Raw genomic sequence first — 16,649 nt, forward strand, 5'->3', positions numbered from 1 at the left:
GCTTAGCGAGAGAAGTTGTCATGAGAGTGTTCGCCCGATCGTCATTGTTACGCATTGTTTTATTGGTCACGCTAGGTGTCGGTGGTCTCACCCCTGTGGCGCAAGCCGAGGATCCCCCCAAGCCTTCGCCGGTGCCGTCATCGATGGTGCCATCGGCGCCGAACCTGGCGGCCTCGTCCTGGGTGCTGATGGATGCCGATAGTGGCAAGATCCTGGTCGAGCACAATGCTGAAAAGGAACTGCCGCCGGCGAGCCTGACCAAGATGATGACCGCCTATATCGTCGAGCGCGAAATCGACTCCGAGAACATCGATGCCAACGATGAGGTGACGATTAGCGAGAATGCCTGGCGCACTGGCGGTTCGCGGATGTTCCTCAACCCCGGTAGCAAGGTAAGCGTCGATAACTTGCTCAGGGGCGTCGTGATTCAGTCGGGAAATGACGCCAGCGTCGCGCTGTCGGAGCACATTGCAGGGAGTGAGGATGCCTTTGCCGATCTCATGAATCAGCAGGCCTCGCGCATGGATCTCAAGCATACGCATTTCATGAACCCCACCGGCCTGCCGCACGACGATCATTACTCATCGGCACACGATCTGGCGGTCATCGCGCAGCACATCATCGAGGACTACCCCGACCATTACGAGGTATATTCGGAGAAGTACTTCACCTGGAACGATATCCGTCAGCCTAACCGCAACCGCCTGTTGTGGCGTGACCCCAACGTCGATGGGTTGAAGACCGGTCACACCGAAGCAGCTGGCTATTGCATGGTGGCGTCCGCCAAGAAAGACGATACCCGCCTGGTCGCCGTGGTGATGGGGACCGACTCCGACGAAGCGCGGGCCCAAGAGACCCAGAAGCTGTTGAGCTATGGGTTCCGCTTCTTCGAGACCAAGCGTCTCTACGAAAGTGGTGCCGTGCTCAACAAGCCGCGTGTCTGGGGCGGTGACAAAGACGAATTGCGTCTGGGTGTGGCCAACGACGTGTATTTGACCGTGCCGCGCGGGCATGGTGACGAACTCAATGCTCAGCTCGATATCCAGAAAACCATCGACGCGCCGGTCGAGAAAGGAGAGCAACTTGGCACGCTGAAGATCAAGCTGGATGGTGAAGTGCTCGACGAGCGCCCCTTGGTAGCGCTGGAATCAGTCGCCGAGGGTGGTTTCTTCAAGCGCATCTGGGATAGCGTCTTGCAGTTCGTGAATGGATTTTTCGACTGATTCATGGTGGTTAGGCTGGAGGGCGAAGCGTTTCGAAAGCTTCGCCCTTGGTCGATACGCTAAGGTTGAGTAGAATACTCGGAAATATCATGTCGAGCCCATGTGAGGCCGTTCTCCATGCAACAGACTTCACCAACCGAGCAAGGTGCATCTCAAGATGCGCCCAAGATCGAGTTTCCCTGTCAGTATCCCATCAAGATCGTCGGTGACGCGGCACCGGACTTCAAGGTCACTGTGGTCGATATCGTCGAGCAACATTCGCCTGGCTTCGACCGCCGTAGCGTGCGCATGGTCGATAGCCGTAATGGCCGCTTTCAATCCGTGCGTGTCGTCATTCACGCCACCGGACAAGACCAACTCAATGCATTGTTCCATTCGCTGAAGGCGACGGGCCGTGTGCATATGGTGCTGTAGGTGGCGGTGAGCGATGAGCGCTCGCCGGTGCAGTTGCATCGCCTAGGGCGTCGCGACTATGAGCCGGTGTGGCAGGCTATGCGCAAGCTTACCGACGAGCGTGATGCCACAACGCCTGATCAATTCTGGCTGGTGGAGCACGAACCGGTGTTCACGCAGGGGCAGGCCGGCAAGCCCGAGCATCTGCTCATGCCCGGCGAAATTCCGGTGGTTGCCACCGATCGTGGCGGGCAGGTGACGTATCATGGACCGGGCCAGGTCGTGCTTTATCCACTGATCGACGTACGTCGTGCCAAGCTGGGTGTAAGGGAGTTGGTATCGGCGCTCGAAAACACGGCGATCGCGTTGCTGGCCGAGTACGGCGTGGAGGCGCATGCGCGCTCTGACGCGCCGGGTGTCTATGTCGGCGAGGCCAAGATTGCCTCGCTTGGCTTGCGTATTCGGCGCGGCGCCAGCTTTCACGGTATTGCGCTCAACGTCGATGGCGACTTATCCCCCTTCCAGCGTATCAATCCCTGTGGCTATGCCGGCATGACCATGACGCGGCTTGCCGATCTGATCGACGATTGTCCGGAGAGCGATACGGTCGCCGTCGAGCTGGCCGAGCGTCTGGCGCGAACGCTGGAACGAACGCTCGTGCCGGCTGCCGCCGCGCACGCCTGATGGCCATAGTTGCGCCTGAGCGCGGAGCGCGCTGCCGTTCGGCGTGCTTCAGCATCGATGATCGGCGCATTTCAACGAAAACGGCCCGCCGTGGACTGAGTCCACGGCGGGCCGTTTGTCTTGGGGCACTGAGGCTTGGAAAGTGTCGCCGGTTAGCCGACGTTGACGGCCGCGATGCGGTCGAGGTCGGGCGACTGACCGGGCACCTCAGCGGGTGCGGCCAGCCCCAGGTTGTTTTTCTCGAACACCCGGTCGGCGCGATAGCTGGAGCGTACCAGCGGACCGGATGGCACTTCCATGAAGCCTTTTGCCAGGCCCTGCTGGCGGTAGTGCTCGAATTCGTCGGGCGTTACCCAGCGTTCCACTGGCAGGTGGTTGCGGGTCGGTTGCAGGTATTGACCCAGCGTCACGATGTCGACGCCGATGGCGCGAAGGTCATCGAAGGTCTCGAGGATCTCTTCTTCGGTTTCGCCGAGCCCCAGCATGATGCTGGTCTTGGTGATTACCTCGGGGCGATGACGTTTGGCATGCGCGAGGACGTCGAGGGTCTTGCGATAACCGGCACGCGGGTCGCGCACGCGCTCGGTCAAGCGCTCCACGGTCTCGACGTTCTGGGCGAACACTTCCAGGCCGGAATCGACGACTCGTTCGACGGCACTGGGGATGCCATCGAAGTCCGGCGTCAGCGCTTCCACTGCCACCTGGGGAGTACGCGCCTTGATCGCACGAATACAGTCGGCGTAGTGGCTGGCGCCAGCATCGGGCAGGTCGTCGCGATCCACCGAGGTGAGTACCACGTAACGTAGCCCCATCAGTTCCACCGACTCGGCGGTGTTCGCCGGTTCCTCGGGGTCCAACCAGCCGCGCGGGTTGCCGGTGTCGACGGCGCAGAAGCGGCAGGCTCGGGTACATACCGAGCCCATCAACATGATGGTGGCGGTGCCGTTGCTCCAACACTCCCCCATATTCGGACAGTGGGATTCGGCGCAGACGGTGCTGAGCCGGTGCTCCTTCACATTGCGTTTGACCGCCTCGAAGCGTTCGCCGCCGGGCATCTGGACGCGTAACCATGAGGGCTTGCGGCCGCCAACGCCATCTGCGGATTGATCGCGTGACTTCATGCCATCCTTGATGGCGGCGATGCCCTGGTCGTTGCGGTATTTCTTGCCGCTGGTGACGCGTTGGGTAGGAGTGTCGCTCATAGCGTGAGCCTCTCTGCAAGCCGGCCGACGGCGCCGAGGCGACGACGCTACCACAGAGGAGGGGAAGGGCGTCGGTCGACGTTTCCTGGGGGCCTGGCACGTCTGATGATGCGTGAATTGATGTGTCCAACATACCACAAAAGGCGTAGTGCTGGACAGGCTGTCAATGGCGCGTCGATGTCAAGGACGGCGCCTGGCCGCACGCGATACCACGCCCGGCCAATGCCGGGCGTGTCGTATTGCGCAGAGGCGTGTCAGTGATGAATGTCACGCCTCGGGCATGGCACTCAACACCAGCTTGCCCGTGGTATGACCGGTTTCGAGGCGGCGATGGGCTTCCCCGAGATTGGCCGGTGTCAATGGGCCGACGATATCGCTGAGCGTGCTGCGCAGGTGACCGCTATCGAAGTGCTCGGCCAAGGTGGCCAAGATGCGGCCCTGGTGAGCGATGTCGGCGCCGTGCAGCGGCCGCGCGAACATGAATTCCCAACTAAAGGTCACCGCTTTGCCTTGCAGGGCATTGAGGTCGACGCTCTTCTGGGTCTCGGCGATGGCCACGATGTGGCCCAGGGGACGAATGAGCGTGGTCATGTTCTCCCAGTGGTCGCCGATATCGTGGCAATTGAAGATGTAATCGACCTGCTCGTGGCCGGCCTTCTGCATGTTCGCCACGAGATCGTAGTGATCGACGACTTCATGCGCGCCCATGCGCCGGCACCATTCGATGGAGATATCGCGCGATGCTGTGGCGATGACCTTGATGCCAGTCAACTGGCGGGCCATTTGTGTCGCGATCGAGCCGACGCCGCCGGCACCGTTGATGATCAGCAGGGTCTGGTCTTGGTGGGTATCGTCGCCCTGCGCGAGCTGGAGCTTGTCGAACAGGGCTTCCCAGGCGGTGAGTGCCGTTAACGGCATGGCGGCCGCTTCTTCGGCGCTTAATTTGCTCGGTGCCTTGGCGGTTAGACGTGCATCGACGAGTTGATATTCGGCGTTGCAGCCAGGGCGCTCGACCTCGCCAGCATAGTACACGCGATCTCCCGGGGCGAAATGCTCGACGTTGGCGCCGACGCGCTCCACCCGGGCCACGGCATCCCAGCCGAGAACGTTGTGCTGGTCGCTGGGCAGGAAGGCGCCCTGGCGAATCTTGGTATCCACCGGATTGACCGATACTGCGTCGACGCGCACGAGGAGGTCCCATTCGCCGGGAGTGGGCATCTCGCGTTCGTGGAGCTCGAAAGCGTCCAGGGGCGCTGCCTGGGGCTGGCCGGTGGTAGCGACTACTTGCATGACTGACTCCCTATAAAAAGCGAAACGTAATGACGCTGACCCCTAGATGAGGGCCGTCAAGGTGGGAGTCAAGTCAAGCGTGGCCAATTCAGGGCGTACAGGCGAAGCTGGGGCCGGGCGCGGGTACCAGCGGCGCCTTGAAGTGCGCGTTCAGCTCGGGCAGCAGTTCGCGCACGAAGCGCAGGAAGAGCTCGGTCACCGGTGTGGGGTAGCGATCCTTGGGGTGCACAGTGCACCAGGAGCGGCGCAGCGGAAAGCCAGGCAGCGTCGGCGAGGCTAGAAGCCCTGAAGCGAGCTCGAGCTGGACCGCCAGGCGCGGCAGCACGGCGACCCCAAGGTGCGCCATGACCCCCTGCTTGATGGCTTCATTGGTGCCAAGCTCCAGGGTATGACGTAGCGATACACGCTCACGGGCGACGAAGTCCTCGAACGCGGTGCGTGTTCCCGAGCCGGGTTCGCGCATCAGCACGTAATAGCGCGTGAAATCCTCGAGTGTGGGCGAGTCGGCCGTCAGCAACGGATGCCCGGGCCACACCACGGGAATCATTTCGTTATCGAGGATCGGCATGAAGGCGAGGTTGGCGTCCTCGGGGACCATGCCCATGATCACCAGGTCGTCGCGCCGTTCGGCGAGACGCTCCAGTGCTTGCCCCCGATTGCAGACGCGCAGGCGTACCTGGACTTCCGGGTAGCGAGCGCGAAAACGCGCCAGGATGTGCGGCACAACATACTGCGCGGTACTGACGGCGGCGAGGTTGAGCTCGCCGCGAATGGTGCCCGCCAGCTCGGAAAGCTCCATTTGCAGACTGGAAACCTGACCGAAGATCGATTGCACCGAGGCGGCCAGCGCATCGGCAGCCGGCAGTACGTGCAGGGTCTTACCCGCGTACTTGAAGAGTGGTTGCTCGAGCGCTTGCTCGAGTTGGCGAATCTGAGCGCTGACCGCAGGCTGCGTGAGGCCGAGTTGTTCGGCCGCACGCGAATAGGACTGTTGCCGGTGCACGGCCTGGAAAACCTGCAATTGGCGAAAGGTCAGACGATTGAGCAGATTGGGTCGTGACATGACGCCCCCGGCGTGGTCATAAGCTATTACTTATAGCTTGGCAAAAAAATATCAATTTTTCTATTGGTCCTTCGGTGGGTAGCGTGGGAGTACGGTAACAACAAGCACTCAGCGACCCAGAGGGCGCCACGCTGACACGCTATGTCGACGCGACGTCCGCAACCGGAGGGCAGACAGTGTTCAAGAAACTTCTCATCGCCAACCGCGGCGAAATTGCTGTACGCATTGTACGCGCCTGCGCTGAGATGGGCATCCGCTCGGTGGCGATCTACACCGAGCCCGATCGCTTCGCGCTACACGTCAAACGGGCCGACGAGGCGCATTTCGTCGGCGAGGATCCGCTGGCGGGTTATCTCGACCCACGACGGATCGTCGACCTGGCACGTGAGACCGGCTGTGACGCGATTCATCCCGGCTACGGCTTCCTCTCGGAAAACGCCGACTTCGCACGAATCTGCGAAGACGCCGGACTGGCTTTCGTGGGGCCGAGCGCCGATGTGATCGCGCGAATGGGCGACAAGACGGCGGCACGCGCGGCGATGCGCGAGGCGGGCGTGCCCATCACACCGGGCTCGGAAGGCAACCTCGATACCTGCGAGGAGGCGTTGGCGCTGGCTGATACCATCGGCTACCCAGTAATGCTCAAGGCGACCTCGGGCGGCGGCGGGCGAGGCATTCGTCGTTGCGATACGTCGGCACAACTCGAGCAGGGCTGGGAGCGTGTGATCTCCGAAGCGACCAAGGCGTTCGGCAGTGCCGATGTGTTCATGGAAAAATGCGTCGTCGAGCCGCATCACATTGAGGTGCAGATCCTGGCAGACAGTGTCGGCAACGTGATTCACCTCTTCGAGCGCGATTGCTCGATTCAGCGTCGCAATCAGAAGCTCATCGAGATCGCGCCGAGCCCCCAGCTCACCCCCGAGCAGCGTGCCTACGTCGGCGAAATGGCAGTACGCGCGGCCAGCGCGGTGGGCTACGAAAACGCCGGCACGGTGGAGTTCCTCGTCAAGGGTAACGAGGTCTACTTCATGGAGATGAATACCCGCGTACAGGTCGAGCACACCATCTCCGAGGCGATCACCGGGGTGGATATCGTACGCGAGCAATTGCGCATCGCTGCAGGGCTCAAGCTCGCCTACCGCCAGGAAGACATCCGTCACCATGGCTATGCCATCCAGTTTCGCATCAACGCCGAAGATCCCAAGAATGACTTCTTGCCTTCGTTCGGGCGTATCACACGCTACTACGCGCCGGGCGGACCTGGGGTGCGCACCGATACAGCCATCTATACCGGCTATACCATCCCGCCGTACTTCGACTCCATGTGCTTGAAGCTGATCGTGTGGGGCATGAGCTGGGAAGAAACGCTTAATAGAGGAATACGCGCCCTCAACGATATGCGTCTGCAGGGGGTCAAGACCACCGCGCCTTATTATCAGGAAATTCTTCGCCACCCCGATTTCCGCAGTGGGCACTTCGATACCGGCTTCGTGCCCAATCATCCCGAATTGCTCGATTATTCGGTCAAGCGCAATCCCGAAGAAGTCGCCCTGGCGATTGCCGCCGCCATCGCCGCTCACGCCGGTCTATAAGGAGATACCCATCATGAATGCCGTATCATCTTCCCAGGTCAATATCACCGACGTCGTGTTGCGCGACGGCCATCAATCATTGATCGCCACGCGCCTGCGTACGGAAGACATGCTGCCCGCCTGCGCCCAGCTGGACGCCATCGGCTATCACTCGCTGGAAGTCTGGGGCGGGGCGACCTTCGATGCCTGTGTGCGCTTTCTGAAGGAAGATCCGTGGGAGCGCCTGCGCGCCTTCAAGGACGCGATGCCCAACACGCCGCTGCAGATGCTGCTGCGTGGCCAGAACCTGCTGGGCTATCGGCATTATGCCGATGATGTCGTCGAGCGCTTCGTCGCCAAGTCGGCGGACAACGGCGTCGATGTGTTTCGTGTCTTCGATGCGCTCAACGATCTACGTAACCTGGAAACCGCCATGCGCGCGGTCAAGGCCAGCGGTAAGCACGCCCAGGGCACGATCTGCTACACGGTGAGCCCGGTACACACCCTGGCGATGTACGTGGACCAAGCCAAGCGCCTGGTCGATATGGGCGCCGACTCGATCGCCATCAAGGACATGGCGGGGCTGCTGACGCCGTATGCCACGGGCGAACTGGTGGCTGCTTTGGTCGAGGCGGTGGACGTGCCGGTTCATCTGCATGCCCACGCCACCTCCGGGCTGGCGCCGATGTGCCATCTCAAGGCCGTGGAAGCGGGGTGCCGGCATATCGACACCTGCATTTCGGCGTTTGCCGGCGGGACCAGCCATCCGGCGACGGAATCCATGGTCGCCGCCTTCCAGGGCACCGAATACGACAGCGGCTTGGACCTCGAAGCGCTCAAGGAGATCGGTGACTACTTTCGGGGCGTGCGCCAGAAGTATGCTGCCTTCGAGAGCGAGTTTACCCGCGAGGATGTCTCGGTACAGATCAATCAGGTGCCGGGCGGCATGATGTCCAACCTCGCCAATCAGCTCAAGGAACAGAACGCGCTGTCCAAGATCCGCGATGTTTTCAACGAGATTCCCCGCGTGCGCGCCGATCTCGGTTATCCGCCCCTGGTGACGCCGACCTCGCAGATCGTCGGCACCCAGGCGGTGATGAACGTGCTCACCGGCGAGCGGTACAAGACCATCACCAATGAGGTGAAGCGCTATCTCCAAGGCGGATACGGTCATCCGCCGGCGGCCGTGGATACCGCCGTGCGGCGTCAGGCTATCGGCAATTCCCCGGTGGAAGAAGGGCGTCCTGCCGACCGTTTGAACCCTGAAATGGCACGACTGAAGAAAGATATCGGTGAACTGGCCGAGGGTGAAGAAGACGTGTTGACCTACGCCATGTTCCCCGAGCTGGGGCGCGATTATTTGCAGGGGCGTCGCGACGGCTCATTGGTGCCGGAGCCGGTTCCCGCTCCCGACGCCGGAGACGCCAGCCGGCCGGTGACCGAAGGCGTACCCACCGAGTTCGTCATCGACGTGCATGGCGAGTCCTACGAAGTGCAGATCACTGGCGTGGGTGGTAACAGCGGCGGCAAGCGCCAAGTCTACCTGACCCTCGACGGCATGCCGGAGGAGGTCGTCTTCGAAGCCAAGGACGCATTCGTCGGTGGCGAGACCGCGGGCCGCGCGCGTGCCTCGCAGCCCGGCCATGTCACGACCTCCATGCCCGGCAATATCGTCGATGTGCTGGTTGCCAAGGGCGATCGCGTCGAGGAAGGCCAGGCGGTGCTGATCACCGAAGCGATGAAAATGGAAACCGAGGTCCAGGCGCGGGTCTCGGGCACCGTCGAGGCGGTCCACGTCGCCAAGGGCGACCGTGTAACGCCAGGCGAGGTACTGATCGAGATTGCCTGATCGGGGCGTTGCTCATGTCCGTGGCACCTGGTGATTCGGTGCTGCGGGTCGGGCTTGCTCGAACAGGTCGCGAACGCGCTCCAGGCGTTTCTGCACATGCTCGCTTTGCGGCCCGCTGGCGTCGAGGATGTGGGTGATGTGTGCCAGGTGGGCGTCGATATCAGTAGCATCGCTGCGTGCGATGAGCGTGGGCAGCGCCTCGAGCGCCTCGCGCACGTCAAGCTTGAGAATGAAGAACTGCTCGCGGACCAGCATCTTGAACTGATGCAGATCCAAGCTTTTGCCAAGCTCTTCTCGGGTGGCCTTGAGGCGCTGGAAATTACGCTCATCGGTGGCTGGCGCTCCGCCCAGGATATAGATCAAGGCACGCACCACTGCTTCGCGCGCGCCACCGCTGGCGATGCGGTCCTGCAAGGCGTCGCGTCGCGTACGCAGAAAGTGCTGATGCTCCGGCGAGCGCCCGGGATGAGGGCGCATCCGCGCCGTGTCCGGGCCGATACCGGCGAGCGCCTGTAGCCAGGGCTGACCGTAGACGTTCATGAACAGCGCTTCACTGACGCGGTCGCGCCATTCGCCATAAGCTTCGAGGTTTTCCTCGATACGGGTGGCCACGCTGCGTTCCCATTGTGCTAGAGGATTGTCCGGCGAAAGCGGGTGGCGCTGGCGGCGGATCTGCTCGGCGAGTATCGGTATGGTGGACATCAGTGGGTTGCGATCGGAAAGCAGCTTGTAGCCCAGCCGTATGGGGTGCAAGCGGCGTATCCAACGCCCGGCCTCGGGTGTCATGACGGCCTGTATCCACGGTTGGGCGTATTGCTGATAAAGCGCCAGTCCGCTTTCGGAAAGGCGCGATACGGTGGCGAAGCGGCGCTCGTCATCATCGCGTCGCTGTATCAGCGGCTGCAAATCGTCGACGCCGCGTGGGCGAAACTCGAGCAGATAGTCGCCATCGGTGGCGTCCTCGGTCGCATCGCGTGGCGTGATGGCGGTTTCGTACAAGCCGGGCGGCAGGACGTCGATATAGTCCATGTTGGCGGTGAATTCCGTGTGCTCTCGGCGCGAGATGCTCCCCGAGACGAAAATCCCCAGATGCCCCGTCGAGTCGTGCACGCAATAGACGATGGTCTGCTCATTGGCGACGATGTCGTCTACGCCATCGTAGAGATCGGACACCCAGCCCAGCGCCTGGGGCGGTGGCGTAATATTGTCGCCTTGCGAGCAGAACACCACGATGGGTGAGCGGACGTTGCGCAGGTCGATGCGCCGCCCGTCGCGGGTGATCAGTTGGGCGGTACTCAAGCGATTGCCGATGAAGAGGTTGTCGACGATGTACTGTATTTCCTCGGCATTGAGGACGATATGTCCGCCCCACCAGCGCTCGAATTGCAGATAACGCTCGCTTTCATCATCGACGTTGGCGTAAAGCCGATATTGCTTGCTCCACAGCGTATTCGCCGGATTGAGGCGCTCGAAGTTCTGAACCAGCCAGGCCCCGTCGAACAGCCCGGCGCCCAGGTCGCCGGCAAAAGCGGTCAGCCAGCTACCGCCGAGCAAACCACCGCTATAGCGCATGGGGTAGTGGCCGCGTTCGCCGGCCCAGTAGGACAGCGGTGCGCCGGCGACCAGAATCGGACCGAAGACATCCGGCTCCAGGGCGGCGGCCATCATCAATTGCCACCCGGCCTGACAGTTACCGATCACCACGGGCTTTTCGTTGGCCTGGGTGTGACGGGCCCCGACCTCGCGAATGAAGGCGATCTCGGCATCGATGACATCCTCGACGTGCTGGCCGGGTACCGGAAACGGCAGAAAGCCGATGAAGTAACACGGGTGGCCGGCGCGCATGGCGACGCCGATCTCGCTATCGGGCTTGAAGCCACCGATGCCGGGCCCATGGCCGGCCCGCGGGTCGACGATGACGAAGGGGCGCTTGAGTGGGTCGATTGCCGTGTCGGGTGGAGGCAGGATGCGCATCAACTCGTAGTTGACCGGGTGTGGCAGGTCGCGGCCGTCCATGAGCACTTCGGCCTCGAACCCCAGCACGTTGGGCTTGGTCTGCTCCATGTGCTGGAGATACTGGTTGCCACGCTGACGCATGACATCCCAGTAGAGCACGCTACGTTCGAAAGTATCCTGCCAGTAATCCTGCGTGGCACGAATCAGGCCGAAGGGGTCGAGAACGGGGTTGGCGGCTGCCAACCAAGCGGCGTGCATGGGAAACATGAAGGGCGCTCCTGGTCACGAATTGCTGCACTGCAATATTGAGCGTAACCCGAAAACGCGTGGCTGGCATGTGAAATCGACGCATGCCGCCAATACGTGGCATGCGTCGAGGTGTTTCAAAGCGGCAAGCGACGTGCAGCTCGCCGGCAAAGGTGCTGATCAATCAATGTCGTCGCCGACTTGAATGACCTTCATAGTGTTGGTGCCGCCATGCGCATTCATATGGTCGCCGCGGGTGAGAATGACGTGATCCCCCTGCTTGACGATGCCTAGAGAGATGAGGTTATCCACGGCATAGCGGTTGAACTCGTTGGTCGCGATACGTTGTGTGTCGAAAGGCAGCGAAACGACCCCTCGATACAATGCCATGCGGCGTTGCGCGATTTCGGTATGCGCCAAAGCAACGATCGGCAAGCCCGAACGAATGCGCGAGGCGATTAACGGCGTATAACCGGTGGCGGTCATACAGACGATGGCGGAGACCCCGTCGAGATGGTTGGCGGCATACATGGCCGACAGCGCCACGGTTTCATCGACCCGGGTAAAGCCTTCGTGAATGCGGTGCTGCGATTGCTGCGCAGCGCGCTCACGCTCGGCACCCAGGCAGAGACGATCCATCGCCTTGATGGTTTCCACGGGATAGTCGCCGGCAGCGGTCTCGGCGGAGAGCATGACGGCGTCGGTGCCATCGAGTACCGCGTTGGCGACGTCGAAGACCTCGGCACGCGTCGGCAGCGGCGATTCGATCATCGACTCCATCATCTGCGTCGCGGTGATCACCACTTTGTTAAGGCTACGTGCATGTTGGATGATGCGTTTCTGCACGCCGATCAACTGGGCGTCGCCGATTTCTACGCCGAGATCGCCACGCGCAACCATGACCGCCTCGCTGGCACGAATGATGTCGTCCAGGGTGTCGTTGTCGGCAACCGCCTCGGCACGCTCGATCTTGGCGACCAGGCCGATCTCGCTACCCGCTTCGCCGAGCAGGTCGCGGGCCAGGCGCATGTCGTCGCCATGCCGGGGAAAGGACACGGCTAGATAGTCGACACCGATGTCGATGGCGGTCTTGAGGTCTTCGCGGTCCTTGTCGGTCAGTGCGGCAGCAGACAAACCGCCACCTTGCTTGTTGATGCCCTTGTTGTTGGAGAGCTTGCCGCCCACCTTGACCGTGGTGTGGATCTTCGGGGCCTCGACGCGCTCGACTTGCAGTTCCAGACGGCCATCATCGAGCAGCAGGACATCGCCTGGGGCGACATCATCGGCCAGGTCCTGGTAATCGCAGCCCACTCGCTGGGCGTCGCCGGCATCACGCTCGAGGGAAATATCGATGACGAAAGGTTGACCTTTCTCGAGCGTGACCGCCTCGTCCTTGAAGCGTGCGATGCGGATCTTGGGGCCTTGCAGGTCGCCCAAGGCCGCGACGGTGCGCCCGACGCGTGCGGCCGCGTCACGCACCGCCTTTAGCCGCCGCCGATGATCGTCTGCAGAACCGTGGGAGAAGTTGAGTCGTACCACGTCGACGCCTGCGGAGATCATGTCTTCGAGGACCCCCTCGCGGTCGCTGGCCGGGCCCAGGGTCGCGACGATCTTGGTGCGGCGAATCGGACCGTGAAACGCATTCTGCATGGAATTCTCCTTGGCCTCATGAAAGGTAGTAGCGGCTCCGTACGAGCCATGTCGTTATTTTACTACATTGTGCCTCATCGTCTCGACAGGTGCGATGTTTCCAGGTTGCGAACGTCAGATTAGCACCTTTCGCATGACGGACACGCCTCTAGGTTGGGTGACACTGGAGACGCTTGCCAATGACACTTCCAGGGGGAACTCGAATGTGGGTTTTGCTTGCCGTTGGCAAGGCGTCGCGTCTAGTGTTTTTCAGGCCAGTGGCGTAAAGACCGCCATGGACCTGGCGTAAAGGCCCGTGTTGCGACGGACTAGCGCGACACGAGGCGCTAAGGTAGGGTAGGCGCATTTTTCGCCGGGCGGTTTCCCGGTCACGACATCACTGCCGACGCCCTGAAAGGGCGCGTTGGCCATTCGAGCGGAGCGTTATGGGCAAGTCACTGGTCATCGTGGAGTCGCCGGCCAAGGCCAAGACGATCAACAAGTATCTCGGCAACGATTTCGTGGTGAAGTCGAGTGTCGGGCACATCCGTGACTTGCCGACGAGTGGCAGCGGCAAGAACGCCACCGATCCCAAGGAGCGGGCCCGCCAGGCAGCGGCGACGCGCAAGATGTCGCCCGATGAAAAAGCCACCTATAAAAAGCACAAGCAGTGGAACCAGTTGGTGCGGCGCATGGGGATCGACCCCGAGCATGGCTGGGATGCCAATTACGAGATTCTGCCCGGCAAGGAAAAAGTCGTCGCTGAGCTCAAGAAGCATGCCGAGAAGGCCGACGCCGTCTATCTCGCGACGGACTTGGACCGCGAAGGGGAGGCCATTGCCTGGCACTTGCAGGAAACCATTGGCGGCGATACGTCCCGCTATCGCCGTGTGGTCTTCAACGAGATCACCAAGAATGCCATTCAGGAGGCATTCAAGACGCCCGGCGAGCTGGATCTGTCACGCGTCGAGGCGCAGCAGGCTCGGCGTTTCCTGGACCGTGTCGTAGGCTTCATGCTGTCGCCATTGCTGTGGAGCAAAATCGCGCGGGGATTGTCAGCGGGCCGGGTGCAGTCGGTGGCGGTGCGTTTGATCGTCGAACGCGAGCGTGAGATTCGTGCCTTCGTCCCCGAGGAATTCTGGGACGTGCATGCCGATCTGGTGCCTGAAAAAGGTGATACCTCGCCGGTTCGCTTCGAGGTAGCGCGTCATAAAGGCCAGGCGTTTCGCCCCACTTCCGAACAGGAAACGCTGGAGCGCATCACGCCGCTTCGTGAGGCGGCGCTGGCGATCACCGAGCGTGAAACCAAGCCGACGCGTTCCAAGCCGAACGCGCCGTTCATCACCTCGACCCTGCAACAGGCGGCCAGCGGGCGTCTTGGTTTCTCGGTGAAGAAAACCATGACCCTGGCGCAGCGTCTCTACGAGGCGGGTTACATCACCTATATGCGTACCGACTCCACCAATCTTTCGCAAGATGCGGTGGACAGTGCTCGGGCGTATATCGACGAGCGTTTCGGCCAGGCTTATCTCCCCGAAACGCCCAATCGTTATGCCAGCAAGGAAGGGGCGCAGGAAGCTCACGAAGCGATTCGTCCTACCGAGGTGGCGCAAAATGGCGACGAGCTTGCGGTGGAGCGCGACGCTCAGCGTCTTTACGAGTTGATCTGGCGCCAGTTCGTGGCCTGCCAGATGGTGCCGGCGGAATACCTAGCGACGACGCTGACCGTCGAAGCCGAAGGGTTCGAGCTCAAGGCGCGTGGCAGGGTGCTCAAGTTCGACGGTTACACACGGGTAATGAAGCCGGCGGGCAAGAAAGAAGAAGACCAGGCACTGCCGGATCTCGAGAAAGGGCAGTCGATGGCCCTGCAGGTACTCGACCCTCAACAGCATTTCACCAAGCCGACGGCGCGTTATACCGAGGCCAGCCTGGTCAAGGAGCTCGAAAAGCGAGGGATCGGGCGGCCTTCCACTTACGCGTCGATTATTTCCACGATTCAGGATCGCGGTTACGTCAAGCTTGAAAGCCGGCGTTTCTATGCTGAGAAGCTGGGCGATATCGTCACCGATCGGCTGGCCGAATCGTTCAGTGACCTGATGGATTACGGCTTCACCGCACGCATGGAAGATCACCTCGACGAGATCGCCACCGGTAACCGCGAATGGCGTGAGCTGTTGGACGTCTTCTACGCCGAGTTCAAGGCCAAGCTCGAGCATGCCGAAGCCGAAGAGGGCATGCGCCCGAACCAGCCGGTGCCGACGGACATCGACTGTCCCACTTGTGGTCGCAAGATGCAGATTCGCACGGCATCGACCGGCGTCTTCCTGGGGTGCTCGGGATACAACCTGCCACCCAAGGAGCGTTGCAAGACGACCATCGATCTTATCGCCGGTGACGAAGCCGTGGCGTCGGATGCCGATGATGAGGCTGAAACCGAGGCCTTGCGGGCCAAGCACCGCTGTCCGGAATGCGGCACGGCGATGGATAGCTATCTGATCGACGAAACACGCAAGCTGCACATCTGCGGCAACAGCCCCGATTGCAGCGGGTACGAAATCGAGCAGGGCAAGTTTCGTATCAAGGGTTACGAAGGCCCGGTCATCGAGTGCGACAAATGCGGTAGCGAGATGCAGCTCAAGTCGGGGCGTTTCGGCAAGTACTTCGGCTGTACCAACGAGAACTGCAAGAATACCCGCAAGCTGCTCAAGAGCGGCGAAGTCGCGCCACCCAAGATGGACCCGATTCCCATGCCTGAGCTGGCTTGCCAGAAGGTAGAGGATCATTACGTCTTGCGCGATGGCGCCAGCGGCCTGTTCCTGGCGGCGAGTCAGTTTCCCAAGAATCGCGAAACGCGGCCCCCGTTGGTCAAGGAGCTCAAGGCGCACCGCGACGAGCTACCCGAGAAGTATCATTTCCTGCTCGACGCGCCGGGAGAAGATCCCGAGGGACGTGACGCGCAGATTCGCTTCTCGCGCAAGACCAAAAGCCAGTACGTAATGAGTGAACGTGACGGCAAGGCCAGCGGCTGGCGGGCCGAGTTTGAAAATGGAAAGTGGCGGATCGAGGATAAGCGCAAATGACGCCGAGAGGTCGTACCAATCAGCTGCTCTATCATGCCCAGCTGTTATTGGATACCGCCTGGGCCGACGACGAGCATACCGATGCCCGGCGCATGGCACATGAAGAAGGCGCTCTGGCGACGCTGGAGTTGGCGCTCAACGCGGCGCTGCGTGAGTTGACCGAGCATGCGCAACTCTCGCATCACGATTGGCGCGAGCTGCTGGCCGATCAAGGCCCGGCTCTGGCGGGGGTCGTGCAGTTGCGCGAGCTGGCGCGACGTGAAGACAGCTGGCTGGCGCGATTGCTGGCGCGTCTCGAGTCTTTGCATGACATCGAGGGCGCATCGCGTCGGCGTACCGGCGGTTCGAGCATGATCGCCAGTGTCTCGGGCATGGCCCTGTCCGAGGAGCTCGACGCATGTATCGCGGCGTTCAAGACTCAGCTTGACGAACTGCGCGAGACCAGCGAGGAGTGGTGACGCCG

12 protein-coding genes are annotated in these 16,649 nt (G+C 61.5%); 7 read left to right on the forward strand and 5 right to left on the reverse strand.

Features of this window, described 5'->3' with window-relative positions; translation table 11 throughout:
• Positions 1 to 20: 20 nt before the first annotated feature.
• The 3 genes from L1071_RS05015 to lipB all read left to right on the forward strand — a co-directional run bounded on the left by L1071_RS05015 (position 21) and on the right by lipB (position 2,300).
• Positions 21 to 1,223, forward strand: coding sequence for a D-alanyl-D-alanine carboxypeptidase family protein (locus tag L1071_RS05015; RefSeq protein WP_246969447.1), 1,203 nt, complete (start codon positions 21 to 23; stop codon positions 1,221 to 1,223).
• A 117-nt stretch (positions 1,224 to 1,340) separates the two neighbouring features.
• Entirely contained in the window at positions 1,341 to 1,637 is a 297-nt protein-coding gene (locus L1071_RS05020; protein WP_246969450.1) for an HP0495 family protein, read from the forward strand.
• 6 nt (positions 1,638 to 1,643) lie between these two features.
• Positions 1,644 to 2,300 carry a lipoyl(octanoyl) transferase LipB gene (gene lipB, locus L1071_RS05025; protein ID WP_343315403.1) on the forward strand — a complete coding sequence of 219 codons (657 nt, stop codon included), beginning with the start codon at positions 1,644 to 1,646 and terminating at the stop codon, positions 2,298 to 2,300.
• A gap of 152 nt (positions 2,301 to 2,452) precedes the next feature.
• Here lipB and lipA read toward each other — a convergent pair whose 3' ends face one another.
• From lipA to L1071_RS05040, 3 genes are all read right to left on the reverse strand, one after another.
• A complete protein-coding gene (gene lipA / locus L1071_RS05030) occupies positions 2,453 to 3,502 on the reverse strand; it encodes a lipoyl synthase (RefSeq protein WP_246969453.1) in 1,050 nt (349 codons plus the stop codon).
• Between the two features lie 267 nt (positions 3,503 to 3,769).
• Entirely contained in the window at positions 3,770 to 4,792 is a 1,023-nt protein-coding gene (locus tag L1071_RS05035) for a zinc-binding alcohol dehydrogenase family protein (protein WP_246969456.1), read from the reverse strand.
• An 88-nt stretch (positions 4,793 to 4,880) separates the two neighbouring features.
• Positions 4,881 to 5,855, reverse strand: coding sequence for a LysR family transcriptional regulator (locus L1071_RS05040; protein ID WP_178998154.1), 975 nt, complete (start codon positions 5,853 to 5,855; stop codon positions 4,881 to 4,883).
• Between the two features lie 176 nt (positions 5,856 to 6,031).
• Here L1071_RS05040 and L1071_RS05045 point away from each other — a divergent pair, with 176 nt between their 5' ends.
• Entirely contained in the window at positions 6,032 to 7,447 is a 1,416-nt protein-coding gene (locus L1071_RS05045; protein ID WP_246969459.1) for an acetyl-CoA carboxylase biotin carboxylase subunit, read from the forward strand.
• A 13-nt stretch (positions 7,448 to 7,460) separates the two neighbouring features.
• Positions 7,461 to 9,275, forward strand: a complete 1,815-nt coding sequence (gene oadA / locus L1071_RS05050) for a sodium-extruding oxaloacetate decarboxylase subunit alpha (RefSeq protein WP_246969462.1) — start codon at positions 7,461 to 7,463, stop codon at positions 9,273 to 9,275.
• 12 nt (positions 9,276 to 9,287) lie between these two features.
• Here oadA and L1071_RS05055 read toward each other — a convergent pair whose 3' ends face one another.
• Both L1071_RS05055 and pyk read right to left on the reverse strand, forming a co-directional pair.
• Positions 9,288 to 11,498: a DUF3141 domain-containing protein gene (locus L1071_RS05055; protein WP_246969466.1), complete on the reverse strand. Its 2,211-nt coding sequence runs from the start codon at positions 11,496 to 11,498 to the stop codon at positions 9,288 to 9,290.
• Between the two features lie 159 nt (positions 11,499 to 11,657).
• A complete protein-coding gene (gene pyk / locus L1071_RS05060; protein ID WP_246969469.1) occupies positions 11,658 to 13,127 on the reverse strand; it encodes a pyruvate kinase in 1,470 nt (489 codons plus the stop codon).
• Between the two features lie 425 nt (positions 13,128 to 13,552).
• On the opposite strand from pyk, the gene topA reads away from it, so the two are divergent.
• Both topA and L1071_RS05070 read left to right on the forward strand, forming a co-directional pair.
• Positions 13,553 to 16,186 carry a type I DNA topoisomerase gene (topA, locus tag L1071_RS05065; RefSeq protein WP_246969472.1) on the forward strand — a complete coding sequence of 878 codons (2,634 nt, stop codon included), beginning with the start codon at positions 13,553 to 13,555 and terminating at the stop codon, positions 16,184 to 16,186.
• Entirely contained in the window at positions 16,183 to 16,644 is a 462-nt protein-coding gene (locus L1071_RS05070) for a DUF6586 family protein (RefSeq protein WP_246969474.1), read from the forward strand. Before topA ends, L1071_RS05070 begins: the two co-directional genes overlap by 4 nt.
• Positions 16,645 to 16,649: the final 5 nt, after the last annotated feature.

Origin of the sequence: Chromohalobacter sarecensis, assembly GCF_023061135.1 — a bacterium.
In the GTDB taxonomy this organism is placed as follows: domain Bacteria; phylum Pseudomonadota; class Gammaproteobacteria; order Pseudomonadales; family Halomonadaceae; genus Chromohalobacter; species Chromohalobacter sarecensis.